Raw genomic sequence first — 25,735 nt, 5'->3', positions numbered from 1 at the left:
TAAGATTAAAAAGCGAATGCATATCTTAACAAGCATTCTTGGGGATGGTGTATACAGCAAATATTTTTGTAAATCAACCAGGCAAAACACGCTGCTGTCTCGGCAGAAATATCAACATGCTTAATAAGTATTCAAAATATGACTGCAATCATTTGGTTTAGGCGTGATCTCCGCATTGAAGATAATCCGGCTTTTGCAGCAGCCTGCAATGCAAACAAATCTGTTATACCGCTCTACATTCATGATAAAGGGCTATCTCTCGCTCTGGGTGAAGCTCAGAAATGGTGGCTATATCACTCTTTAAAAAGCCTTGATAAACTGCTGAACTTAAAAGGCCTAAGACTATGTTTAAAAAATGGCGACCCGCTTTCGGTATTAAAAGACCTGATTAAAAAATATCATGCCAATCAAGTATATTGGAATATCTCCATCGAGCCGGAACAAAGAGCTCAGGATAAAAAAATTCGCGAAATGCTGACAAGCGAAAACATCAAAATCAATACTTATTCTGGCAGCCTCTTAATTGATCCGGAAACCATCAGAACCCAACAGGATGAATATTATAAAGTTTTTACGCCTTTTTGGCGCCAATGCCTGCAACAATTATCTATACCTGAAAAACATATTGTTTCACACTGGCCAGATTCTCCTGATGCGAAAAAGGATAATTTAGACGATTGGAATTTGCTTCCTCAAAAAACCAACTGGGCAAAAGAATTTGAGCTAAAGTGGCGGCCAGGCCAGGATGGCGCACAAATAAAGCTTGAAAATTTTATCGAAAATCACCTAAACGATTATGACAGGCAAAGAGATATTCCAACAGCCGAGGCGACCTCATATCTTGCCCCACATTTGCACTTTGGCGAAATAAGTTCCTGGCAAATCTGGCGCACAATTGAAGAACTCAAAAGAAATCCACAACGCAATATAAAGGCAATTGAACGCTTTTGCAGTGAACTTGGCTGGCGCGAATTTTCTCATTATTTGCTGTATCATTTTCCAGATCTCCCGCATGCAAATTTTCGCTCCAAATTTGACGCTTTTCCCTGGCAAAACAATAAAGATAATCTAACGAAATGGCAAAAAGGACTGACTGGATATCCTGTCGTGGATGCAGGGATGCGGGAATTATGGCGCACCGGTTACATGCATAACCGAATACGGATGATAACGGCTTCTTTTCTAACCAAAGATTTGTTAATTGATTGGAGGTTGGGAGCCAAATGGTTTTTTTATACCCTGCTTGACGCTAATTTGGCAAATAATTCAGCAAACTGGCAATGGGTAGCTGGCAGCGGGGCTGATGCTGCCCCCTATTTTCGGATATTTAATCCTGTGCTTCAGGGCGAAAAATTTGATCCCAATGGCGACTACATAAGAAAATGGGTGCCTGAGCTTGCAGCACTTCCTGCAAAATGGATACACAAACCCTGGCAAGCGCCCCGCGGGGCATTATCAGTGAAAATTGGCAAGGATTATCCAGAGCCTATTGTGGAGCATGGCAAAGCACGCGAGAAAGCTTTAAACATTTATAAGACTTTAAAAGATTAGATCCAATATGCCTCATCTTCGCAACATTATGGCACAAGGCTGCCTTTCATTTGATTAAAACACTGAACAGGCAAAACACCATTAGCAGTCAAATGAACGCTGACCATACCGCATTGAACAGTGTTAAATAGGGTAATTTTTTCTTTTGCATAATGATTGATGGTTGTCACATGAGGAAAATGATAACGGTTATCAAACCCATAGGAGGCAATAGCAAATTGCGGTGATATTTGCTTCAAAAAGGGTAAGGAAGAAGAGGTCTTACTGCCATGATGCGGAACAAGGATGGCTTCAGATTTTAATTGCCCGCCATAAGTAGCAACCAAATAGGCTTCGGCACCCTGTTCAATATCCCCGGTAAAGAGCATAGCGCCGCCGTCACTGCGTACCTGTAATACGCATGAGTGATTATTTTTACCGGCTAAGGAATCTTTGATCGCAAAAAATCGAAAAGATATGCCATCCCAGATCCAGTCCTGATAATGATGGCAAGATTTACCGCGCTGATAAAAGCCTCGATTATCAACAATTAATTCTTTAACGTTATACTTTTCCTCAATAGAGGCCAGGCCGCCGCGATGATCTATATCTGAATGGCTGATAATCACCGTATCCAGATTTTTAATCCCCTGGGAATTCAAAAAAGGAATAACCGCAAGCTGTCCCATATCACTGCCTTGATAAAATTTTACTCCTGTATCGTAAAGCAAGGTATGGGTTGCGGTTCTAATAACCACCGCCAATCCCTGCCCAACATCCAGTGTATCGATACGAACCTCGCCGGGTTTAATTTTTGGAGAGGCTGGAAAAATTGCTGCGATTGCCAACAATGTTGCTGCAAGCCTCATATTTTTTAGGGGAAGTAAAACGAAAACCGTCATGGCAGCCATAAGCGCTATTGGCGATGAAACCTCAGCAAAGGTAAATCTTAAATTCCATTGCGATGTCAGCGCATCCATTTGCTGCAGGAAATACAGCAGCCATTGAATGCAGTAATCAAGAAAAGTTGTTAAACGAGGTATAGAAAACCATCCGCAGGTTATCACTGTCAGTAAAGCCATCGGTACAATAACAAAACCAACCCATGGAATAGCAATCAAATTGGCAATAAGCCCATTTACCGCGCCGTATGCAAACCAGTACAAAGTCAAAGGCATCAATCCGGCGAGACATGCAAACTGAATTTTCATCATTTGCCGGATACCTCTTCCCCGAAAGCGTTGATTAATCACAATTAATATGGCAACAGCAATGAAGGACAGATAAAAACCAGTCATTAACAGCGAATGAGGCTCAAACAATATCACACAGAAAAATGCGTACCGCCATGCCTGCCAGGAACCAAATCTTTGGCTCGTGAAATATCGCAGCAACATGAAAAAACAAACAATTAAGGCACGTTGCGCCGGAATACCAAATCCTGCAAGGGCGGCGTATAACAAAGCCAGACTCATTGCAGCAATACCTGCTGCCCGTTGTGCCGGAATAATTAAGCAAAAAACACCAAGACGCGCCCAAAGCCATTTCACCCAAATATAAGCAATCCCGGCCACAAGCCCGATATGGGCTCCTGATATTATCATTAAATGCGTCGTTCCTGTGTGGCGAAAAAGCTCCCATTCATCCTTGGAAAGATGACTTGTAACTCCAAGGCTTAACGCTTCAAGAACGCCGAGGCTATGCTCATTAAGCGATAAATCTGCAAGATGGGAGGCTAGCCTCTCGCGCAAGGATAAAATGAAATAGCGATTTTTTTGGGGCTCAAGAAGCTTAAAACTATTTTTTTTCGCATACCCGGCCCAGCTGATATGCCTTGCATTGAGCCAGCTTACAAAATCAAATCCGCCGGGATTACCAAGATTCCTTGGTCGTTTTATGGTTGCTTTTAATTGCCAGAACTCGCCTGCATGCAAAGTTGGACAATGGTCATAACAGGATAGCAAAACCATTGTATTAACTTTTTTGTCATTGAATTTAACAAGCTCTAAATAAAACTGCGTTTTATGCCGGGTTTGTACAGGGATCGAGGCAACATAACCCTGCAAAATAGCGTTTTTTATAACAGGTTTTTCAGGCATCCCTTTTTCAGATACCCACCATAAATGAAATTGACCCCAAACAAGCGCGCCAATAAACCAGATGAGGTATTTGAGCTTAAAGCGAAAAAAAAGGATGGTTACCCAAAACAGCCAGGGATAAGCATGGTTTAAAAACACACAAGCCATCCCTGCATAAAAACAGAGAATTTCCATATTCTGTCTGGCTGGACTTTAAAAAAGTCACTTTAGCCTAGTTTGATTATAAGGGCAAGATAATAAAAATATCCTATAGAGTTAGAAAATGACGAAAAAACATCTGGCAAAATGGTAAGCATTGGCCTGGGAAAAACATTAATATTTTTGATTCATAAATCTGGAAAATCTGCTTCGAATCCAATAAGCTGATTGATTATGTGGAATCTATCAGGGTAAAAGGAACTTACCATGTTCATTGCTGCTATGCATGAAGGCGGTACAGAAACTCGCGTTGCCATCACACCTCAAAGCATCAAAACCTATCACAAGATGGGGCTTCAGGTAATTTTGGAAAAAAATGCGGGTTTTCTCTCCGGTTTTTTTGATGAAGATTATGAAGCAGCGGGCGCCAGCATTGCCACAAGCAAGGGCAACTTGCTTAAAAAAGCAAATATTCTGGTTTGTGTTGACGAGCCCATGCCGGAGGATCTGAAAGGATTGCAGCCGGAGAGCTTGCTGGTTGGCCAAATTGACAACAATCCCCAAAGTAAATTGCTCAATTGGTGCCTCAAACAACGCATCGGTCTTTTTTCTATGAATTGTATCCCTCGCATAAGCCGCGCCCAGGGCATGGACAGCCTTTCCTCACAGGCGAATCTTGCAGGTTACCGCGCTGTCATTGAGGCTATTAGCCATTACAACCGCGCTGTTCCCATGATGATGACAGCCGCAGGCATGATTAGGCCCGCCAAGGTTTTAATCCTGGGCGCAGGCGTTGCAGGACTTCAGGCAATTGCCACGGCAAAGCGGTTGGGCGCTGTTGTCTATGCCTTTGATGTACGCAGCGCCGCAAAGGAACAGGCAGAAAGTCTTGGCGCGGAATTCATTGAGGTGCAAGAGGGGCAAAATGCAGAAACCAAATCAGGCTATGCGGGTGAAGTCAGCGAAGAATATCGGCATTTGCAATCTCAGCTGATTGAACATTATGCAAAAATTTCTGACATTGTCATCTGCACGGCACTGATACCAGGCAAAAAAGCGCCGGTCTTGTTAAAACAATCAACTGTAGAACAAATGAAACCGGGTTCGGTAATTGTGGATTTGGCCGCAGCGCGCGGAGGTAATTGTGAGCTGAGCGAAGCTGATATGATAATTAAATTTAATCATATCACCATTGTCGGCTTCAGCAATATGGCAGGACTTGTGCCGGCCAGCGCAAGTGAACTGTATGCAAATAATCTCGTTAACTTAATAAAACTTTTCACCCCAGATCAAGCGAAATTAACCTTTAATGAAGAAGATGAAATTATCAAGCAAGGCCTTTTATGCCTGGACGGGCAATACCTTCCATTTCAATTTGCGAGAGAAAAACAATCATGAGCTATACCAGTACGTTGGGAAACCCATATATTGCCATGCTGACCATTTTCATACTGGCCTGCTTTGTAGGTTACTATGTCGTTTGGAAGGTTACACCGGCTTTACACACACCCTTGATGTCGGTTACCAACGCCATATCCAGCATCATTATTTTAGGCGCCTTAATCGCCGCAGGCAGCAAGCTGACCGGGACAACAACTATTCTGGGCGGGATAGCCGTATTGATTGCATCAATCAATATTTTTGGCGGATTTGTGGTCACTCATCGCATGCTTAGAATGTATCGGAAACAATAACTATTCAAAGATGGGTATAATATGACTTCCTATGTTCCCCTTTTGTATTTGGCGGCAGCGGTCTTTTTTATTCTTGCTTTAAAAGGCCTTGCAAGCCCAGTCAGTGCCCGTGCCGGAAACTGGCTTGGCATTCTTGGCATGGGTATTGCTATCGTCTCAACCTTACTGATGCCTTATATACACCATCATTGGCTATTACTGTTGTTAATTATTGCAGGCGGTACTATTGGGACATTCATTGCCCTTAAAATCAAAATGACGGCAATCCCCCAGCTTGTCGCGGGTTTTCATTCCCTGATAGGCCTTGCGGCGGTGCTTGTTGCCTTTTGCGCCTTTCTTTCCCCTCAATCATTCGCGCTCGGAACTCCTAAAAATATTGCCATAACAAGTCTGATTGAAATGAGCCTTGGCTTAATCATTGGGGCAATCACATTTACAGGCTCTGTTATAGCTTTTTTAAAGCTTCAAGGCCTCATGTCCGGCATACCGCTAAGGTTTACGGGGCAGGCGCTGGTTAATCTGTTGCTGGCCATTACAATCCTCATTCTTCTAATATTATTTGTGGCCAATCAATCCCTCCTTATCTTTCTTTTTATGGCCTGCATTGCCTTATTGATAGGCGTGCTATTAATTGTACCAATTGGCGGCGCCGACATGCCTGTCGTCATATCAATGCTGAACTCCTATTCAGGATGGGCCGCAGCGGGCATCGGGTTTACTTTAAGCAACCATTTACTGGTAATTACAGGAGCTTTAGTCGGGGCAAGTGGGGCAATTCTTAGTTATATTATGTGCGCAGGAATGAATCGCTCGCTGATTAATGTCATTTTTGGCAGCATACAAAGTGACTCGTCTTCTGGTAAGATAGCCACAGAAGAATCACTCCAGGTTCAGCAGGCAAACGGTGAAGATGCGGCATTTTTATTGAATAATGCCAAAGAAGTCATTATTGTTCCCGGCTATGGCATGGCTGTAGCGCACGCCCAGCATGCGGTAAAAGAACTGGTTGATGAACTGGAGTCTCGTTCAATCAATGTACGTTTTGCCATACATCCTGTCGCAGGACGCATGCCAGGCCACATGAACGTTTTATTGGCGGAAGCAAACATTCCCTATGATAAGGTTTTTGAACAAAGTGAAATCAATAGGGATTTCAACACTTGTGATGTGGCATTAGTGGTAGGAGCAAATGATATTACCAATCCGGCCGCGAAAACTGATCCTGGCTCTCCAATCTATGGTATGCCTATACTGGATGTTGCTAACGCAAAAAGAGTGTTATTCATTAAACGCAGCATGTCGCCAGGGTATGCTGGTGTGGAAAATGATTTATTTTATCGGGATAATACCTATATGCTGTTTGGCGATGCGAAAATAATGCTGGAATCAATTGTGAAAGCTCTTCAAGAACTCTAGATTTTTTTAAATAAATTATTTTACAACAACGAGAACAGGAGAAACCGAGTTAAATAATTGGAGGCATGAAAAATCATGTAATGAATAATTGCTTAATCGAAGCGCTGCATTCGGATTGCAACTCTTGGATTTGCTACTTTTGATAAATGCAGGTATCTTTGCACGTTCATTTTCCCAGGAGATAATAATGATTAAAAAACTTGGAGCTTGTCTCCTATGTGTTGTTTGCTTGATGATGCCAATGACCCTACCCGCTGCCCAACATGAAATTTTCGTACCGGGACTGACATTTGAATACGAGCTCCCGCCCAATGCGCCCCAGGTTTTCACCAACGTTTTTTTATGGACCGTTAAAGGAAATTGCACCATGTTAAGCGAGGAAGAAAATACGCTCATACAGGTTAAGGCATTACGCAAAACAGGTTCAATTAATCATATTGATTTGTCAGAAGGGGACTCAGTCTTATTTAATGTAAAAAACGGTGATGTGTTTTATATTGTTGCCCACTCCGGCGCTCAGGTTGAGTTGACAAACCAAGGCCAGAAAACAATCATTGCACGCTGCTCTTCAGCCTGATTTTCAATTCCTGAACCCCATCCTCTCCCGGTAGGGAGAGGTGGTTTTCATTTTCATTATCGTTGATGGTTTATCGTTGAGTTTCACTGCTAATTTGCAGCCCCGAAACCCTAATGTTCGCGAGTTGCCGAAAATGTAATTTTTGGGTATCGTTCTTCTGCCATGGTTAAGTTGACCCTGGTTGGGGCAAGGTAAGTCAATATTTCACTGCCATCTAAAGCCAAGTGATCAAATGCCTTATTTCGTAATTCTTCCAAGGCTTTCTCGTCCTCAGAATGGATCCAACGCGCACAGGCAATGTTCACGGGTTCATAAATACAGTCCACTTTGTATTCATGTTTTAAACGGTGAGCCACCACATCAAACTGAAGCGTGCCAACTGCTCCAAGAATCAATTGATTGCTGTTTAACGGTCTAAATACCTGAGTTGCGCCCTCTTCAGACAATTCTATTAATCCCTTAAGCAAAGCTTTACTTTTCATGGGATCGGTCAAACGAACCAAACGAAACAGTTCGGGGGCAAAATTCGGAATGCCGGTAAATTTCAGTGATTCACCCTGGGTAAAGGTATCACCAATGCGGATTGTACCGTGGTTGTGTAAGCCAATAATATCTCCTGCTAAAGCCTCTTCAGTATGGGTACGGTCTCCCGCCATAAATGTTAAGGCATTCGCGACCTGAACTTCCTTTCCAATACGCAAGTGATTTAATTTCATCCCCTTTTTATAAACACCTGAACATATCCGCAAAAAAGCGATGCGATCCCGGTGTTTGGGATCCATGTTGGCCTGGATTTTAAAAACAAACCCCGAAAATGCAGGCTCATTCGGTTGCACTATTCGTTCATGCGCTTTTCGGGGCAGCGGTGACGGGGCATATTCAGCAAAATCATCCAGCAGTTCTTTAATTCCAAAATTATTGATTGCCGAACCAAAATAAACCGGGGTTTGTTTGCCTGCAAGATAATCGGTCAGGTTGAACGCATGAGACGCTCCTTTAACCAGATCAATCTCGTCCCGCAATTCCTTTGCGCTCTCACCCAGCAAAATATCGAGCTCGGGATTATGAAGACCTTTGATTTGCCTGGCTTCTTGTTTTTGAGCATTTTTTCCTGGCTGATAGAGATAAACAATATCCTGGTAAAGATGGTAAATCCCTTTAAAACGTTTTCCCATACCAACAGGCCAGGTTACTGGTGCGCAATGAATACCAAGCACCGTTTCAACCTCATCCAACAATTCAATCGGTTCCCGCCCTTCTCTATCTAACTTGTTGATAAAGGTCATAATAGGGGTATCACGAAGCCTGCATACCTCCATTAATTTGATGGTTCTTTCTTCCACGCCCTTGGCAACATCAATGACCATCAAGGCCGAATCAACAGCAGTTAAGGTACGATAAGTATCTTCTGAAAAATCTTCATGGCCTGGTGTATCCAATAGATTCATAACATGATTATTATGAATAAATTGCATCACAGAAGTGGTGACTGAAATGCCTCTTTCTTTTTCCATTTCCATCCAGTCTGAAGTAGCATGGCGTGTGGCTTTTCGTCCCTTTACTGTCCCAGCTAACTGGATAGCACCGCCAAACAATAATAGTTTTTCGGTGACGGTAGTTTTTCCGGCATCAGGATGCGAAATAATCGCAAACGTCCGCCGTTTAGTAAAATCTTGATAAATCTGTGACATGGTACCTGCTGGGCGTTATAGCAAAAGAAATTCGCGTATTTTAAGAGAATTAAGCTGTTTCATCAAATTATAGCAGGTATGGCCAGGGCAAAGTCATCCCTTGCTTGTATCATGCTTTATTTGTGTTATTCCTGCGCATCAGGCAATCATTTGTATCCATGCCGACCTTTCCTTTCATCGCTTGATGTGAATCTCAGGAGAAATCCAACAAAACATAATGACGCCATATGCTAAGCCAGCTCAAGTTCCTTGGCTCTGCAAGAAAAAAAAGATGTTACCATGTCTTCCGACACTTCAGACAAAACTCCCGGTTGCCACTTCGGTTTTTTATCCTTATCAATCAACAATGCGCGAACTCCCTCATAGAAATCAGGGTGATGCATAAAATGACCCACCAGGCAATAATCCATCTGCACACACTCTGCCATAGACATGGATTTTGCTTTTTTAATTTGCGCAAAGGTTACTTTAAGACTAAGCGGCGATTTGACCTTTAGTGAATTCAGAGTTTGCCAATGCCATTCTGTATCATGCTTTTGCAATTCTTTAAATATCGCTTCCACACTGGGCTGATTGAACGCCGACGAAATGTGCTCCAAGTGCTGCATTTTTTGATCACGGAATATTGGACTTGTGTACTCATGAAGAAGAGCATCAATTTTTATTTGAGCATGATTTGATAAATCTGTATCTATGAGCTGCTCGAGCAATGAATCTATTTGTTCTGAATTGATAGTGAATCTGACCAGATCCAGGGATTGCGCCTCCCCCGCATTCAAGCGATTTCCCGTGAGGCCAAGATACACGCCCGTAGCATCCGGACAGCGCGAAAGCAGATAACTTGCCCCAATATCAGGGAAAAATCCAATTCCAGTCTCAGGCATTGCAAAGACAAACCGCTCAGTGGCAACAGGATGTGATCCATGAAGAGAAATACCAACCCCGCCTCCCATCGTAATGCCGTCCATTAGAGCAATATAGGGTTTTTTATAATGGTGAATATAATTGTTTAAACGATATTCATGCCAAAAAAAATCCATTTGTTTGGGATCATCTGATTTTCCGGCTTCATACAGCCATCGTATATCCCCGCCCGCACAAAATGCCTTTCCGGGACTGGCCCTAACAACTACTGCGGCAATGGCTTCATCCTGCGCCCATGCTGCAAGCTGCTCCTGCAGCGCATTCAGCATTGAAAGCGTTAGAGCATTCAGGGCTTCAGGACGATTTAAAGTCACAAGGCCAATTTGCCCTTCTTTGGCAAATATTATCTCAGCAGCCATCTTATGCTCCTTTAAATTCTGCTTTTCTTTTTTCAAGAAAGGCGGTGACCCCTTCTTGTTTATCCGCGCTTGCGCAGACTTTGGCAAAATGAACCGCTTCGAGATGTAAAGCATCAGTCAAAGATAAGTCATACCCTATATCAATTGTCTCCATCACGCTTTTTACAGCAAGAGGCGCCATAGATAAAATATTTTGCAATATTTTTTTTGCTTCAATCATTAAGTTATCTTCATCAACCACGGCGCTCACCAAACCCCAATCAAGCGCTGTTTGCGCATCAATAAATCGACCTGTAAGGCACAGATCAAGGGCTCTGCCTTTACCCACCAGCCTGGCTAAACGCTGGGTGCCGCCATATCCTGGAATCACTCCAAGCTTCACTTCCGGCTGTCCAAATTGAGCTCTGGTTGCAGCGATTCTGATCGTTGCCGCCATGGCAAGTTCACATCCTCCTCCAAAAGCAAAGCCATTGATGGCCGCGATTGAAGGTTTGCCCAGTGTTTCAAGCTGTCTAAAAACTTGCTGGCCAAATTGAGCAAACTGATATCCTTCCTGTGCGTCACATTCTGCCAAACGGTTAATGTCTGCACCGGCACAGAATGCTTTTCCTGTTCCTGTTAGAATTAAACCTTTTATTTGATGATTGTCTTTTGCTGAGTTGAATAGTTCTGCCAGCGACAGCAATACTTCACTGCTTAAGGCGTTTAATTTTTCAGGACGATTCAAGGAAATGGTTAAGATTCCCTGACTATCCAGATTCTGTTCGATTATAGCCACGTTGTTAACTCCTTTTATTCAATTACATAATCTTCGTCTAATGTTGATTTCGCGATAATCTCGCGCATAATTTCATTTGTACCTTCAAGTATCTGATGCACCCGTAAATCGCGAAAAATGCGCTCAATCTGATAATCCCGCAAGTAACCATACCCCCCATGAATTTGCATCGCTTTATTGCTGATATCAAAAGCAGCATCCGTTGCCATACGTTTTGCCATTGCGCAATACATTGGCGCTTTGGGATTGTTTTTATCAAGCTCATCAGCCGCACGATAAACCATCAGGCGCGCTGCTTCAAAAGCAGTCAGCATATCAGCAAAATAAAATCTTAAGACTTGAATTTTACCTAAGTACTTGCCGAATTGTTTTCGTTCATTAAGATAAGCTTGAGTTAAATGGAGAGATGCGAGCGCTCCTCCCAAAGAGCAGGCTGCAATGTTGACACGCCCGCCATTTAAGGCATTTAAAGCTATCTTAAACCCCATCCCTTCATCGCCAATGCGGTTGCTGACCGGAATCCTGCAGTTTTCAAAGAACACCATTGAAGTAGGCTGGCTCTTCCAGCCCATTTTCTTTTCCTGCTGGCCAAAACTGATGCCGGGGCGGTCTTTTTCAATCAACACACAGCTTATCCCGCGCGGCGTGTTATCTCCTGTTCTGACCATGCATACATAAACATCACTGACACTACCGCCAGAAATAAAGGCCTTGGCGCCATTAATGACGTACTCATCACCTTGTAAAACAGCATGCGTTTTTAGGGAGGCTGCATCTGAGCCTGCATCAGGCTCTGTTAAACAGTAGCTGGCCAATGCCTCCATAGAAGTCAGCCGCGGTCCCCATTTTTTTCGCAAGGCCTCATCGGCATACTGGTCAACCAGGGTTGTAACCATGTTATGGATGGAAAGGTAAGCGCTGGTGCTGACGCAGCCTGCTGCCAGTTGTTCAAAAATCAAGGCTGCATCGAGGCGCGTAAGCTGGGAGCCCCCAATATCCTCTCTCGCCACAATACCCGCCATGCCAAGTTGTGCCGCCTCCCGTAGAACATCCACGGGAAAATGTTTCTCTTCATCCCACCTATCAGCGTTTGGCAATAGTTTATTTCTGGCAAACTCCGCGGCCATATCCCTAAAAGCCCGATGTTGTTCTGTAAGCTCAAATTGCATCGTTCCCTCTCCAGACTGATTCCTGCCGTTTTAATTAAACGGATGGACGATCCATTGAAAAATGATATTATTGCCAAAATCCTGCGCCCGTGAAAGAAAAATAAGAACAAACTCATGGAAAATTTCACGAACTCACATACACCTGCCCTTGACGCATTAAAAAATTATTATGGTTTTGAGTCATTTCGTCCACCCCAGGAAGACATCATAACTGATCTGATATCTGGCCAGGATTTATTGATATTAATGCCTACAGGAGGCGGAAAATCGCTATGTTATCAAATTCCTTCAATAGTGCGCCCGGGCATAGGAATTGTGGTCTCCCCATTGATTGCCCTAATGGAAGATCAAGTGGCTGCGTTAAAACTGCTTGGCATCCGGGCTGATTACTATAACTCTTCATTAACAAGTCAGGAAGCAAGAACCGTGCTTCAAAAACTGCATCACGATGAACTGGATTTGCTTTATATAGCCCCGGAGCGGCTGTTAAGCCAGTCCTTTCTGGAGCATCTTCACGAGTGTCGCATCGCGCTCTTCGCCATTGATGAGGCGCACTGCATTTCGCAATGGGGACATGATTTTCGTCCTGAATACGGCGCTCTTGGCATTTTAAAAACCAAATTTCCCAAAGTGCCGATAATTGCTTTAACTGCAACAGCCGACAAACAAACCAGAAAGGATATTGTAGAAAAGTTAAACTATAATCCCAAAGAATACATCGCATCCTTTAACCGTCCTAATATTTATTACCAAGTATTAGCGAAAGAAAACCCCTTGCGCCAACTAAAACAGTTTCTTGACTCGAAAGCCAATTGCCCGGGAATTATTTATTGCGGCACGCGGCTGGGAGTCGAACGGTTAACCGAAAAACTCCGGGAATCAGGGTACAATGCCCGCGCCTATCATGCAGGACTAAGCCACCAGGAACGGCGGGAAGTTCAAACAATGTTTCGGCATGATAAAGTGGATTTGATTGTCGCGACCATTGCATTTGGAATGGGAATTGACAAACCCAATGTGCGTTTTGTTGTGCACTATGACTTGCCAAAAACCATAGAAAGTTATTACCAGGAAACAGGAAGAGCAGGAAGAGATGGACTGCCGGCAAACGCATTATTACTTTATGACCCGGCTGACAGCACAAGGATAAGAAGCTTGATTTCTGCCAACACCCCTAAATCACACCAACAACATGAACATGCAAAACTTAATTTGATGCTCGCCTATGCTGATGCCTCCACCTGCCGGCGGCAAATCCTTCTGCAATACTTTAATGAAATGATGGATATGCCATGCGGCTACTGTGATGTTTGTGATTCACCTCCTGAAACAGTCGATGCTACGGTGGATGCCCAAAAGGTGCTTTCCTGCATTTTCCGCATGCAGCAGAATTATGGCTTATCCCACCTAATTAACGTATTGCGCGGCAAGATGACCGAAAAAATCACCCAGGCAGGCCATCACCGTTTATCCACCTTTGGCATTGGCAAAGATAAATCTCAAAATTACTGGAAATACTTAACGTGGCAATTAATTCTTCGAGAATACTGTTACCAGGATTTTGATCACTTTCAAGTATTGCGCCTGCATATGAATGCCAAACCTGTTTTACGCGGTGATGAGAAAATTTTTATCAACCTTCCGCGCATGCCATTGCATAATGAAAGCAAAAAGAAAAATATGCTCCCCAAAGTTCAAAACTGTGCTCATCCCCTCTTTGAGCGGTTGAGGGAATTAAGAAAGCAATTGGCTGAAGAAGAAGATAAACCGCCTTTTATGATTTTCAGCGACGTAACTCTACATGACATGATTCGCGTGAAGCCTCGGACATTAACCGACTTATTATCCGTTTTTGGCGTTGGCCAGCACAAGCTGAACCTGTATGGAAAACAGTTTTTAAAGATAATTCAGCAGGAATAACGCCTGGCCGCTCAATCTGGTTAAAAAGTAGCAGAACGCAAATCTAAAAAAGGCAGTTGAGGTGCCCACACCTCCTCTCCCCACGCTCCTGCGAGGAAAGCGGCAAGTGTAGACTTGATGGCAATATTAATGAGCGTGACAGCCTATTTTCAGATGAACTTGATAATACTTGCTTTTATCGCCTTCAATGAATCCTCGCGTTTCAACCACTTCATACCAGTCCAGCTTGCCATGAGTTTTTGCAGCGTGGGCAATGGCATTATTAATGGCTTCTTCAATACCATTTTGTGAAGTTCCGACCAATTCTATAACCTGATAAACTTTGTCAACCATGCTTCAAATCTCCCTGATATACAAAAGCCCGACATTATTTTCTGGCGATATTCTGCTCAGCTTTGGCAATTGCCTTTCTAATGGCCAGATCATCTTCTGAGCCCGGCTCTACAATTTGCAACAATCGTTGCCAGTAATCAATTGCCGAGTAATAATCATGGCGCATGAATGCATCCATTGCAAGCATGGCCAGGGCATCGGGTTGTTTCGCATCACGGCTTAAAACTTCTTTAAATAACTTAACAATGTCCTCGTTAAAGCGCCGCTGGTTTAGCTGCCACAAACTTTGAGCGTAGTTAATCATAAATGATATCTCATCGGGCTTTAGCTTCCTTGCGGTCGCAAATGCCCGATTCGCATCAATCCATTTATTTTGGCTCGCATACAATCGACCCAGCAAATACCATCCTTTTGCGCTCTCTGGTTTGTTGTTTAACCGCGCTTTTAACTTGGCTATTAATTCCTCAGGTGAACGAATTGTCTGCATTAATGCTAAAATTTGTTCCCTGTTCGCTTCTTGTTGTAAAAAATGATGCCATGCGTTAAATGCCCCCCAATACCAGTACAAGACAAGGGCGGCAGAAATCAGTAACGGTGATACAATCAACAGATTTTTTTTACGCTTTCGCAACGGATAAAGCGCCATTGCAAGAGCAAGGCACAGTAAACATCCCAGAATTATCAATAAAAACCATTCACGCATTGGTAGTTCGCCTTGCAAAAGTACGCCAGACTATCAGTAAACCCAATAAGGCAAATATAAAAGGACCAAACCACAACAGCATCGTAACTGTTTTGAGCGGCGGCTTAAATAATACAAATTCTCCATAACGCTCTGTTAAAAAATGAATTATTTCATTATCTGTTTTACCCGATTTAACCAATTGATACACTTCATCACGCAAATCTTTTGCTAACGGCGCATTGGAATCGGCGAGATCCTGGTTTTGGCACACCAGGCAACGCAATTCATGCAATAAATGTTGAAATTGCGCATCTTGCTGTTTGGTTTCAAAAGGATAAAGGGAGCTGGCATAGCAATGAAAATTTAGCGAGCCTAAAAGCATCAATAAAGCGATCATTATCAGCAAGCTTAATTGTGATGGTAGCGTTATTTTCATTTCAAACCGTATGTTTGTTAATATGAGGCAGAAATTCTTTTTCCCAGGCTTCTTGATTCAATGCCCCGACATGTCGAGCAAGGATTACTCCCGTTTTATCTATGAGAAAAGTTTCAGGCGTACCGTATACTCCGAGATCTATGGCCATTTTACCGGTTCGGTCAATACCAATTTCTCGATAAGGATTGCCCCAAGTGAGAAGCCAGCGCTCTGCATCAATTGGGTTATCTTTGTAGTTCACGCCATAAACAGGGATACCTTCACGAGCCAGCCTAAGCAAAAAAATCTGCTCCTCACTGCAAGTATTACACCAGCTTGCGAAGAAATTTAACAACTTATACTGGCCAGTCATGGCATGAGGGGTAAAAAATTCGTTTTGATGCTGAAGTGAAGGCAATTTAAAATCTGGAAGCTTTTTGCCGATTTGTACAGAAGGCAGATGATGCGGTTCTAAAGACAAACCACGCCAAAAGAATACGGCAAGGAGCAGAAATACCGTAAACGGCAGCAGGCGCCAAAGACTGATTTTCATAGAGAAGCCTCCCTGTACAAAATGGTCTCTTTATGCCGAAGCTTATAGTAACGCTTGTCGCTCAAGGCCAGAAACCCGCCAAACAGGATTAAAAAGCCGCCTCCCCATATCCAGCGAACAAACGGTTTAAAATACAGCCTGACAGACCAGGCATCCTGCTCCAGAGGCTCGCCTAATGCCACATACAAATCTCTGAATGGCGTAACATCTATCGCGGAATCGGTCATTGGCATACGGCCTACATTATAAATTCTTTTTTCAGGATAAATCACGGCATGGTAATTATGGCGGTTAATGATAAATCTTGCCTGTGTGCCATGGTAATTGGCGCCCTTTAATTCCGACTCATTAACAAAGCGTATATGATAGCCTGCAAATAAAGTGCTCTCTCCCGGAGCCAATCTTACATCTGTCTGAATACCATAGCCTGATGATATTGCAATGCCAGTTACTGTTACTGCTACCCCACAATGAGCCGCAACCATACCCCAAAATGAACGGCCTATGGTGTGGTTACTGCGTTGTTGAACCCGATTAAACACAACCTTAAACGTGCTCAACATGACCCACGAGGCAAAAACCAAACCAATTAAAACTGAAAGGTGCAGTACACGAACTGAGCCTGCGAGCAATAATAAAGGGAGAATAACGCTTAAAAGCGCAACCCAGCGGAGTTTCAGCAAAACTTCTTTGAAGCTGTCCCTATGCCACTTAACATGCACGCCAATGCCCATAAGGAATAACAATGGGAACATTAAAGGAACAAAAACTGTATTAAAATAAGGGGCGCCGACAGATAACTTACCAAGCCCCAGCCCATCTATCAACAAAGGATATGTTGTGCCCAATAAAACGGTTAGCATCATTACAGCAAGTATGACATTGTTCAGCAATAACGCACTTTCACGAGAGAACATGCCTGGCTGACTGCTTCTATGCAGTGCTTGCGCACGAAAAGCAAAAAGAAGAAGCGACCCGCCTATAACCAATAATAAAAACAGCAAAATGTACAATCCGCGCTGAGGATCAACAGCAAAGGCATGCACGGAAGTTAATACACCTGACCGCACAAGAAATGTGCCGACCAGACTTAATGAAAAGGCACAGATGGCAAGCAATAGCGTCCATGCCTTAAACTGTTCGCGCTTCTCTGTCACAGCAAGGGAATGCAGCAAGGCAGTACCAATTAACCAGGGCATAAATGAAGCATTCTCTACAGGATCCCAAAACCACCAGCCTCCCCAGCCCAATTCCCGATATGCCCACCAGCTTCCCAAAGTTATACCTGCAGTCAAACAACACCATGCCGCGAGGGTCCAGGGCCTGGTCCACTTGGCCCAGGCGCTTTCCACCCGGCCTGACCATAAAGCAGCGATAGCAAAAGCAAATGCTACAGAAAAACCAACATATCCCATATACAACATCGGGGGATGAAATAAAAACCCGGGATCCTGTAATAAAGGGTTGAGATCGCGACCATCAGTATTCAGTAATTGAAATTGACGAAGAAATGGGTTTGAAGTGATTAACAGAAATAAAATAAATCCCGCACTGATGAAACCAAGTACCGCAAGAACCCGGGCTCTGGTTGCCGCATCGAGGGGTCGGCTAAAAAAACAAACGGCAAGCATCCAAAGGCTTAATACAGAAACCCATAATAACATGGAACCTTCATGGCCACCCCAAACAGCACATAACTTATAAAACCAGGGCAATGAAATGCTGGAATTTGACAATACATAGATAACTGAAAAATCATCCATCAAAAAACAACAAGTCAGGCACAGGTAAGAAATGGCAATAAAAGCAAACTGGCCGCACACATAGAGATTTGTTGAAGATTGCAAATCAGGCTTATTGCGGAATATGCCGATTGAAGGGACAATCACAAGCAAACAAGCAAATATCAAGGCCAAAATAAGAGAAAAAAGACCAATCTCAGCAATCATGATTTACCCTTTAGCCCTGGCCAATGCATCTTTTACCTCCGGCGGCATATAATTCTCATCATGTTTAGCCAAGACTTCGGTAGCTTTAAATTGCCCGCTCTCAACCAATACCCCTTGCGCCACAATACCCTGCCCTTCCCTGAATAAATCGGGCAAACTTCCTTGATAACTGATTTCAAACGATTCACGAAAATCAGTTATTTTAAATCGTACAGATAAATCCTTGGCATTTCGTATGACACTACCTTTAACCACCATACCGCCAACGCGGATGGGATGATTGAGCGGAGCTTTGCCTGCTACCACCTCAGAAGGGGAGTAAAACAGATTTATATTTTGTTTCAGGGCAAAGAGCGCCAAAGCCGTAGCGATTGCTAAAATTAATACAATCAATAACAACATCAGGAGTTTTCGTTTTCGTACGGCGTTCATCCTCAATCCCGTTTAAGCCAAAACTTAAGTTTATTTAAAATACGTCTGCGCTGCCATTTAATACCCAGTAAATTCATAACAAGCACTATACAAACTGCGCCATATGCAGGCCAAACATATATAGAATAACCTCCCATGGATAACCACTGTAAAAATTGAGTCATAATCCTCCCCTCTCCACCAGGTTTTTTACCCAGTTTTGCCGCCTTTCCCGACATAATAGTTCATTGCGTGCTTTTAACAAGATCACCAACACTGAGTAAAGGGACAAACCGGCCAGGGTAAACAATAAAGGATAGAGCATGCTGGAATGTATCTTGGGTTTGGCGAGAACAGAAATTGTCGCGCCTTGATGCAGGGTATTCCACCAGTACACAGAATAGTGAATAATCGGCAAGTCAATAAGGCCTACTATGGTCAGTATGGCTGCTATTTTGTCGCCCTGCTCTTTATTCGGCGCGGCATTGGTTACTGCAATGATAGAAGCATATAAAAACAATAGAATTAACTCTGAAGTAAGCCGCGCATCCCAAACCCACCAGGTTCCCCACATCGGCTTGCCCCATAAGCTTCCAGTTAAGAGCGCCAAAAAAGCCATGGAGGCGCCCAAGCCCGCAGTCACAGAAAGCATAATGCCGGCAAGCTTAATGCGCCAAACCAGTAACAGAAAAGCCCAAAAGCCCATGCATGCGTATAAAGCCATCGACAGGAATGCGCAGGGAACATGCATGTAGATAATACGGAAAGCTTCGCCCTGCTGATAATCAGCCGGCGCAAAAACAAGACCCCAGATTACGCCCAGGGAAAAAAGCAATCCGCCACAAATTGCAAGCCAGGATAACAGACGTCCTGTCAGGCTATAAAAAGACTTGGGCGAAGCCAGCTGATAAAGTAAATTCCACATAGGCAAAGAATAAAATCAAAAAAGATTAAAATTTTATCACGGCTAAATCGTCCTGTTAACCCGGCACCGCACGGGAATAAGGCTATTCAACAAGACTGATTCGGATCATGGCTGCAATTGCAAACGGCAGAAAACCCGCTGCAACCACGGAAAAAGCAAGCAGTAACGCTAAGTAACCGGATATGGCAAACCCTTGCATGGCAGCAGTTATTGCGCTGCTGCCAAAGATCATAACTGGTATGGTCAGGGGAAATAAAACAAGCGCCATCATCACCCCTTTTTGCCGCAAGCCAATACTGAACACCGCAGCCAAGGCGCAAAGAAATAGAAGCGCCGGGGTTCCTGACAGCAGGCTAAACATCAATGCCAATATTTCGTCAAGTGAAAATGAAAATAAAATACCAAGAATTGGGCTGAGAAAAATTAAAGGCAGCAAATTTAAAAACCAATGAATGATAACCTTAATAGAAACCAATAAACTTAAGGGATATCCTGAAACCAGCCACTGTTCAATTACGCCATCCTCATAATCACGCTGAAACAATCTTTCTGCAGAAAGAAGCATTGCAAGCAAGACTGCAATCCAAACTATTCCTGGCGCTACGGTACGCAGCAATGCTGTTTCTGCAGGCATGGTCAAGGGGAAAAAAACAAGTATCATCAAAAAAAATAAAAGCGAATTAACAAGAAGGCTCAACTCCCTGACATGCAGTAACGCCTCGCGCATAACCTGCCTTTTAATAAGCCTGCCATAAGACATCATAGGCAGTACTCCTGATATGCTTTCCCGAGGTTTGGGATTGTTTGATGCGAGGATAAAATAACCATTCCTCCTTGTTTTAGGTGTTCGCCAATCATGTCCATCAAGAGTGTTGTACCTTCGCGATCCAGTGCAACCATGGGTTCATCAAGAAGCCATATCGTGGCTTGAGACATGGCCAGGCGCATTAAAGCTACCCGCCGTTTCTGACCAGCTGAAAGCAGGCCGCAGGGGATATCAGCCACATGTTGCAGAGAAAACTGTTTCAATAACTGGTTCAGGGAGGAAAAAATTTCATTTCTTGATAAATCAAAACGGCAATTTTCAAGCGGGGTCAATAAAGAACTGATTCCTGATTTGTGACCCAAAAAGCAGATCTGCTGTTGATAGCATGCTAAATCGTCACTAATATTTTTGCCCTGGAATTGGATTGTACCGTCCTGCACCGGCAGAATTCCCGCCAGCAATTTAAGCAATGTTGTCTTTCCCGCGCCATTCATTCCCCTTAAATGAAGCAAAGACCCTCTTTCAACAGAGAAACTGACACGAGATAACACAGATCTCTCAGGATATTCAAAATTGATGGCAGTAACTTCAAGCATAAAATGACACTGGAAAAATCTGCAGACTATCGGTATTCCATCTTTTTGACAAGCTCTTTAAGAGATCATTTCAGATGAAATCTCACAGGCGACAGCATGATCTGACTTGAACCCGAACGCGTTGGCAGTAATAATATCGTTTTTAAAAAAATTGCAGGGTCAAGATGGACTTTATCGCTCAATACGGCATGTTTCTTTTAAAATCGTTTACAGTAGTTGTGGCCATACTGCTTCTTGTCGGCGGTTTGTTTTCCCTCGGACGAAAACCCAGACCAAAACTTGAAATCAGCTCTCTGAATGAGGATTGGGAGCAGCTCAGAAATACCATGCAAAAAGAAGTACTTGGCAAGAAAGCCGCCAGGAAAGCCAAAAAACTGAATAAACCTAAAAAATCCAAACCTTCCCTGTATGTACTTGATTTTAATGGCGATATAAAAGCTTCTGAAGTCCAGCAGCTACGTGATGAAATATCCGCTGTGCTTTCGGTAGCAACCCCCGAGGATGAAGTTGTGATCCGCCTTGAAAGCCCTGGCGGCGCCGTAAACGCTTATGGGCTTGCGGCAGCCCAGCTGCACCGTATTCGTGATAAAAATATTCCATTGACCGCCTGCATTGATAAAGTCGCGGCCAGCGGGGGATATCTCATGGCTTGCGTTGCAAACCGCATTATTGCTGCTCCTTTCGCTATCATAGGCTCAATTGGTGTCGTTGCCCAGATACCTAATTTTTACCGCTGGCTAAAAAAGAATAATATTGATGTTGAACTGCTTACGGCCGGTGAATATAAACGAACCCTCACGCTCTTTGCCGAAAACACGGAAAAAGGCCGAAAAAAATTTCAAGAAGAATTGGAATCAATTCACCAGTCTTTTCGCGATTATGTCTTGAAAAACCGCCAGCAGCTCGATATTGATAAAGTATCTACAGGCGAGCATTGGCTTGCCCGGGATGCTTTTGATTTGCGCCTTGTGGATGCTCTAAAAACCAGTGATGAATATCTGCTTGATAAAATGGAATCTCATCATTGCTACAAGGTTACGGTGCATGGCAAGCATTCACTAACAGACAAACTGCTTAAGCCTGTTTTAAAAATGCTTCATCCCTGGGCATGACTTCTGTTGTCCATCTAATGATGGACAGTATGGTCAACATCATGCCGGAAGTGTTTTCGCCAGTTTTTGACAAGCAAAAACTCTAATAATCGTATATACTTACCTGTAGAAATTAATTTTTCAGTGGAGATTCATGATGGGTGATTTCAAATCAAAATTACCGGATTTTAAAGAATTATCTTCAATGACAAGCAAGTTGTTTAAAGACATTAAAAACAGCGTCTCAGAAATTATCAGTGATTACAAGGATAAACGGGCGCAAAGCGCTGAGAATGAACAAAAATCTGGTTCTGAGGATAAGGCCAAAACCGAAAAGGAGCCTTCAGAAATAAAGCCCAAGCCTACAGTTATTTCTACCCCGGAAGTTCCGCCCGTTGAGACTGAAAATACAGAAAAAACAAAATCAGAACCTGAATCAAAAGCAAATAAAGATAAAAAAGAAAGCTGAGTATGGCGTCATTACCAGAAATGACGCTAATTCAGTTTAAGTGATGTTTTTTGCCAATTCGACTTAAACAGCTTCAGAACGTTGCAACTTGTATTTTCTCATTTTTTCAACGAGCGTTGTGCGTCTGATTTTTAAATAACGTGCGGCTTGAGCCACTACCCAATCGGTTTTTTCTAAAGCATCCTGAATGAGCTTAACCTCAGCATTCAGTAAATATTGATTCAAATCAACCCCATTCTCTGGGCGTATATTTTGATTAGCCAGCAAATCAAGCATCACTTCGCGCTCGGTTCTGGTCTCGGAATCCTGCATAGTTTTCTGGAATTTGTTTGGTAAATCCCGGGCTGAAACAACCCCGCCAGGGAATAAGATAGCTAATCTCTCTACAAGGTTCGCTAACTCCCGCACATTTCCCGGCCATTCATAATGAAATAATATGGACAAGGCATCCGATAACAATTGAATGGTTGGCAAACCTTCAGTTCTCCTGCGCTGATTTAACTCATCCAGCAATAAAGGGATGTCTTCTACTCGGTCACGCAATGGAGGCATTTCGATGGGAAAAACATTCAAACGGTAATACAAATCTTCGCGAAACAAACCTTCTTGAATAATCTTTTCCAGATCACGGTGAGTAGCAGCTATGATGCGTACATCAATATCAATACTTTTATTACTCCCTACCCGCTCAATACGCCGCTCCTGCAGCACCCGCAGTAATTTCACCTGCATGGGAAGCGGCATATCCCCTATTTCATCCAGAAATAAAGTTCCCCCATGCGCCAACTCAAACCGTCCCTGTCTTGCCGTAATGGCGCCGGTAAAAGAGCCTTTTTCATGGCCGAAAAGTTCGCTTTCCAGCAGCTCTGACGGTATCGCACCGCAATTGATCGGTATAAAAGGTTTATGCGCACGAGAGGATAAGTCATGGATATTGCGCGCAGCAACTTCCTTACCTGTTCCGGATTCTCCCAGCAAAAGTACGGAAGCGTCTGTATTTGCGACAAGATTGATTAATTTTCTAACTTCACAAATTCTGCTGCTCTGACCTATCAAACTCCGTGTTAAAGGTGTGCTTTCATTGCATGCGGACAGTTTTTTTTTCTCTGATGGCAAGTGGCACTGGTGTAATGCGGCTAAAAACTCATTATAAGTAAAAGGATAAGATATAGTTCCATGCCTATTTAGAGTTAAATCGTTTTTTTCCCAGGCATTTCCCATCAGGATTACAGGTAAATCAGGCCTCGTGCCGGATGCTTCTTTCAATAGCTCCTTAATTTCAATAGATGAGCAGCTTCCGACCAAAAGAGCCTTGCAGTCTTTTAAACAAAGCTTGCTTTCCCGATTATAAACACGGCATGATTCGCCAACAAACTGAAACAAATGATCAATCTTTTTGCACTTTGTTTCATCATCTTCGACAAGGTAAATCTCATTCAAACTGCTCATAGAGTCTTCCCTGTATAATATGGACTTACATTAAGTATCGGAAGTCACATATTGGCTGTCAAATATATCAGCACTAATGCTATTTTATTTTCAACAAGGATATCCAGGAAGATTTGCCAGTAAAAATCCATTAACACGTTGAAACAAAATCAGATTCATGTATATGATAAATTGGATCAATTGCTTCAGCATAACGAACGGTCATTTTTACAGGCGCCGCTAAATGTATAGTTTCCAGGAAATTGGGTATTCCTCCGTACGCTTTCTAGGCAGCATTCGCCTGTTTCTTCAATTTTTAGGACATCTTACGATTGTTAGCGTTCAATTTCTTCTGGGACGAACATCCATTGCCTGGTCATATACGATTAACACCTTGTTTCTCTCAGGAGTAAGGCTTTCTACTCCAATTATTATTATCAGTATTTTAACCGGTTTTTCTCTGGCTATGACTTTTCACAGTCTTTTTAACCGGTTTCATTTATTTCAAAGCGCCCTGCCGCTCACACAGAGCATTGCCATAAGAAGCATTGTCCCAATTTTAATTGGCATTATTTTATCCATACAATCGTCACTGAATTTGATTAATGCGCGCATTCACAAATTACACGAAATGCCGCAAACTGTTTTACGGGTTCATGTAATACCTGCCATGGCAGGAATCCTGATTGCCGGCATCCTCTTGTATGTTTATTCATTGATTGCTTTTTTATTGGGCATTTATTCTACATTTTATTTTTTTCTGAGGCTCGACGTCAGCATTTACTTAATCAATATCGCAAGTTATATAACTCTTTGGGATTTATATCTTTCGTTCAGCAAGGTTGTATTATATTGCTGGATTGTCGCTATAGTGGTTGGTTATTATTATTATGAAGTAGCAATCCGAAAAGTCTCACTGCGCAAAGCAGTTTCTACAATTATGACAAGAAGCCTGCTTTTCATCATAATTGCGAGCGTATATTTGGGGCTTTTCAGTACTTAGCAAGCTGCCAAACCAATAAGCGCAAATCAGCGGATGAATTGCAACAGGGATTATTCATGATTCAGGATCGCATGTATACATTAGTAGGGATATTGGTCATCGGGGCAATAGCTTTGTTAATGCTTGGCGCAACTTATTTTTACCGCGCATATTACCAGCAAAAAATGGAAACTTATGTCATGTTCTTCAACGGTTCCCTGGAAGGTTTGGAAGCCAGATCCATCATTACCTATCGCGGCGTCAAGATAGGCGAGGTAACGAAGATAGAAATCACTGAAAATCCCGTCAATAATACTGTAGAAGTTCCGGTATACGTACAGTTTTTCGTAGAAAGAACCATTGGATTTCAACATAACCCTGTTAAGCTTTTAATTGACCAAGGCTACGTAGCTGATATATCAAAGCCCAATTTAATCACGGGCGTTGCGAGCATTCAACTGATTGAATCAGGTACCCCTGTCAGAACCCAAAGAAAATTCTACCGTGAATATCCGATTTTCCCAACCACATTGATTGTCGAAAAACATACCTCGGTCGATGAAACCTTAAAAGAAGCGCGCAAGGCTCTGGAAGATATCAGAGAATTCATTAAATCCAGGGAAGTAACCGAAACCATACAATCCATTAAAGACATGACAAGGAGTATTGATAAATTGGCGAGTAATTTAAATCAGAATGTGAATCCATTAATTTCCTATTTAAATCAAAGCCTCGAGCAAATTTCCAAAGCTGCTTACGCCACTGAAAACTTTATGGATTATTTAAGCCGCTATCCTGAGTCCCTGTTGCGAGGCAGAGTGTGAATAACATGAATCG

Annotated in this window: 26 protein-coding genes; 10 read left to right on the top strand and 16 right to left on the bottom strand. The window is 43.0% G+C overall.

The annotated features are described in order from the left end of the window. Positions 1-138 precede the first annotated feature (138 nt). Entirely contained in the window at positions 139-1,551 is a 1,413-nt protein-coding gene (locus tag Llon_RS06785; protein WP_058529309.1) for a cryptochrome/photolyase family protein, read from the top strand. 26 nt (positions 1,552-1,577) lie between these two features. Here the strand turns inward: Llon_RS06785 and Llon_RS06780 are convergent, their stop codons facing one another. Next, positions 1,578-3,767, bottom strand: coding sequence for a DNA internalization-related competence protein ComEC/Rec2 (locus Llon_RS06780; RefSeq protein ID WP_162261946.1), 2,190 nt, complete (start codon positions 3,765-3,767; stop codon positions 1,578-1,580). Positions 3,768-4,034: 267 nt separating this feature from the next. Here Llon_RS06780 and Llon_RS06775 point away from each other — a divergent pair, with 267 nt between their 5' ends. From Llon_RS06775 to Llon_RS11400, 4 genes are all read left to right on the top strand, one after another. Then, positions 4,035-5,165: a Re/Si-specific NAD(P)(+) transhydrogenase subunit alpha gene (locus tag Llon_RS06775; RefSeq protein WP_058529307.1), complete on the top strand. Its 1,131-nt coding sequence runs from the start codon at positions 4,035-4,037 to the stop codon at positions 5,163-5,165. Then, positions 5,162-5,461: a proton-translocating transhydrogenase family protein gene (locus Llon_RS06770; protein WP_058529306.1), complete on the top strand. Its 300-nt coding sequence runs from the start codon at positions 5,162-5,164 to the stop codon at positions 5,459-5,461. The genes Llon_RS06775 and Llon_RS06770 overlap by 4 nt, the downstream gene beginning before the upstream one ends. A gap of 21 nt (positions 5,462-5,482) precedes the next feature. Continuing rightward, entirely contained in the window at positions 5,483-6,877 is a 1,395-nt protein-coding gene (locus Llon_RS06765; protein WP_058529305.1) for an NAD(P)(+) transhydrogenase (Re/Si-specific) subunit beta, read from the top strand. A gap of 187 nt (positions 6,878-7,064) precedes the next feature. Then, positions 7,065-7,454, top strand: a complete 390-nt coding sequence (locus Llon_RS11400; RefSeq protein WP_065238287.1) for a hypothetical protein — start codon at positions 7,065-7,067, stop codon at positions 7,452-7,454. A 110-nt stretch (positions 7,455-7,564) separates the two neighbouring features. Here the strand turns inward: Llon_RS11400 and Llon_RS06750 are convergent, their stop codons facing one another. The 4 genes from Llon_RS06750 to Llon_RS06735 all read right to left on the bottom strand — a co-directional run bounded on the left by Llon_RS06750 (position 7,565) and on the right by Llon_RS06735 (position 12,375). Further along, on the bottom strand, positions 7,565-9,145 hold the full coding sequence (locus Llon_RS06750) for a peptide chain release factor 3 (protein WP_058529302.1): 1,581 nt from the start codon (positions 9,143-9,145) through the stop codon (positions 7,565-7,567). Positions 9,146-9,375: 230 nt separating this feature from the next. Beyond that, positions 9,376-10,428, bottom strand: a complete 1,053-nt coding sequence (locus Llon_RS06745; protein WP_058529301.1) for an enoyl-CoA hydratase/isomerase family protein — start codon at positions 10,426-10,428, stop codon at positions 9,376-9,378. 1 nt (position 10,429) lies between these two features. Beyond that, positions 10,430-11,206 (bottom strand): enoyl-CoA hydratase/isomerase family protein, encoded by a 777-nt coding sequence (locus Llon_RS06740; RefSeq protein ID WP_058529300.1) that lies wholly within the window; start codon positions 11,204-11,206, stop codon positions 10,430-10,432. Positions 11,207-11,220: 14 nt separating this feature from the next. Then, positions 11,221-12,375 (bottom strand): acyl-CoA dehydrogenase family protein, encoded by a 1,155-nt coding sequence (locus Llon_RS06735; protein WP_058529299.1) that lies wholly within the window; start codon positions 12,373-12,375, stop codon positions 11,221-11,223. A 114-nt stretch (positions 12,376-12,489) separates the two neighbouring features. On the opposite strand from Llon_RS06735, the gene recQ reads away from it, so the two are divergent. Further along, entirely contained in the window at positions 12,490-14,295 is a 1,806-nt protein-coding gene (gene recQ, locus Llon_RS06730; protein WP_058529298.1) for a DNA helicase RecQ, read from the top strand. A gap of 126 nt (positions 14,296-14,421) precedes the next feature. On the opposite strand, the gene Llon_RS06725 is transcribed toward recQ, so the two are convergent. From Llon_RS06725 to ccmA, 10 genes are all read right to left on the bottom strand, one after another. After that, on the bottom strand, positions 14,422-14,628 hold the full coding sequence (locus Llon_RS06725) for a dodecin (RefSeq protein WP_058529297.1): 207 nt from the start codon (positions 14,626-14,628) through the stop codon (positions 14,422-14,424). A 34-nt stretch (positions 14,629-14,662) separates the two neighbouring features. Further along, positions 14,663-15,331, bottom strand: coding sequence for a tetratricopeptide repeat protein (locus tag Llon_RS06720; RefSeq protein ID WP_058529296.1), 669 nt, complete (start codon positions 15,329-15,331; stop codon positions 14,663-14,665). Next, a complete protein-coding gene (locus tag Llon_RS06715) occupies positions 15,324-15,749 on the bottom strand; it encodes a cytochrome c-type biogenesis protein (protein WP_058529295.1) in 426 nt (141 codons plus the stop codon). The genes Llon_RS06720 and Llon_RS06715 overlap by 8 nt, the downstream gene beginning before the upstream one ends. A 1-nt stretch (position 15,750) precedes the next feature. Next, on the bottom strand, positions 15,751-16,281 hold the full coding sequence (locus Llon_RS06710; protein WP_058529294.1) for a DsbE family thiol:disulfide interchange protein: 531 nt from the start codon (positions 16,279-16,281) through the stop codon (positions 15,751-15,753). Further along, the gene (locus Llon_RS06705) at positions 16,278-18,230 is read right to left on the bottom strand and encodes a heme lyase CcmF/NrfE family subunit (RefSeq protein WP_058529293.1); all 1,953 of its coding nucleotides are present in this window, start codon (positions 18,228-18,230) and stop codon (positions 16,278-16,280) included. The genes Llon_RS06710 and Llon_RS06705 overlap by 4 nt, the downstream gene beginning before the upstream one ends. Positions 18,231-18,233: 3 nt before the next feature. Further along, entirely contained in the window at positions 18,234-18,662 is a 429-nt protein-coding gene (ccmE, locus tag Llon_RS06700; protein ID WP_058529292.1) for a cytochrome c maturation protein CcmE, read from the bottom strand. 2 nt (positions 18,663-18,664) lie between these two features. Beyond that, complete coding sequence (gene ccmD, locus Llon_RS06695; RefSeq protein ID WP_115336920.1) at positions 18,665-18,799, bottom strand: heme exporter protein CcmD; 135 nt, start codon at positions 18,797-18,799, stop codon at positions 18,665-18,667. 23 nt (positions 18,800-18,822) lie between these two features. Beyond that, positions 18,823-19,566, bottom strand: a complete 744-nt coding sequence (gene ccmC / locus Llon_RS06690; protein ID WP_058529290.1) for a heme ABC transporter permease CcmC — start codon at positions 19,564-19,566, stop codon at positions 18,823-18,825. Between the two features lie 82 nt (positions 19,567-19,648). Beyond that, positions 19,649-20,329, bottom strand: a complete 681-nt coding sequence (gene ccmB, locus Llon_RS06685; protein ID WP_058529289.1) for a heme exporter protein CcmB — start codon at positions 20,327-20,329, stop codon at positions 19,649-19,651. Beyond that, positions 20,326-20,928 (bottom strand): cytochrome c biogenesis heme-transporting ATPase CcmA, encoded by a 603-nt coding sequence (gene ccmA / locus Llon_RS06680; RefSeq protein WP_058529288.1) that lies wholly within the window; start codon positions 20,926-20,928, stop codon positions 20,326-20,328. The genes ccmB and ccmA overlap by 4 nt, the downstream gene beginning before the upstream one ends. Positions 20,929-21,092: 164 nt before the next feature. Between ccmA and sohB the strand changes: the two genes are divergently transcribed. Further along, positions 21,093-22,040 carry a protease SohB gene (sohB, locus tag Llon_RS06675; protein WP_058529287.1) on the top strand — a complete coding sequence of 316 codons (948 nt, stop codon included), beginning with the start codon at positions 21,093-21,095 and terminating at the stop codon, positions 22,038-22,040. A gap of 136 nt (positions 22,041-22,176) precedes the next feature. Next, on the top strand, positions 22,177-22,488 hold the full coding sequence (locus Llon_RS06670; RefSeq protein ID WP_058529286.1) for a hypothetical protein: 312 nt from the start codon (positions 22,177-22,179) through the stop codon (positions 22,486-22,488). Positions 22,489-22,551: 63 nt separating this feature from the next. Here the strand turns inward: Llon_RS06670 and Llon_RS06665 are convergent, their stop codons facing one another. Further along, on the bottom strand, positions 22,552-23,937 hold the full coding sequence (locus Llon_RS06665; RefSeq protein WP_058529285.1) for a sigma-54 dependent transcriptional regulator: 1,386 nt from the start codon (positions 23,935-23,937) through the stop codon (positions 22,552-22,554). A gap of 223 nt (positions 23,938-24,160) precedes the next feature. Here Llon_RS06665 and Llon_RS06660 point away from each other — a divergent pair, with 223 nt between their 5' ends. Together Llon_RS06660 and Llon_RS06655 are read left to right on the top strand one after the other, a co-directional pair. Further along, positions 24,161-24,919 (top strand): ABC transporter permease, encoded by a 759-nt coding sequence (locus Llon_RS06660; protein ID WP_058529284.1) that lies wholly within the window; start codon positions 24,161-24,163, stop codon positions 24,917-24,919. Positions 24,920-24,975: 56 nt separating this feature from the next. Then, entirely contained in the window at positions 24,976-25,722 is a 747-nt protein-coding gene (locus Llon_RS06655; RefSeq protein WP_058529283.1) for an MlaD family protein, read from the top strand. Positions 25,723-25,735 lie beyond the last annotated feature (13 nt).

This window comes from Legionella londiniensis, assembly GCF_001467825.1.
GTDB lineage: Bacteria > Pseudomonadota > Gammaproteobacteria > Legionellales > Legionellaceae > Legionella_A > Legionella_A londiniensis.
The sequence above is the reverse complement of the archived record's forward strand: the minus strand, read 5'-3'. Positions and strand labels throughout refer to the sequence as shown.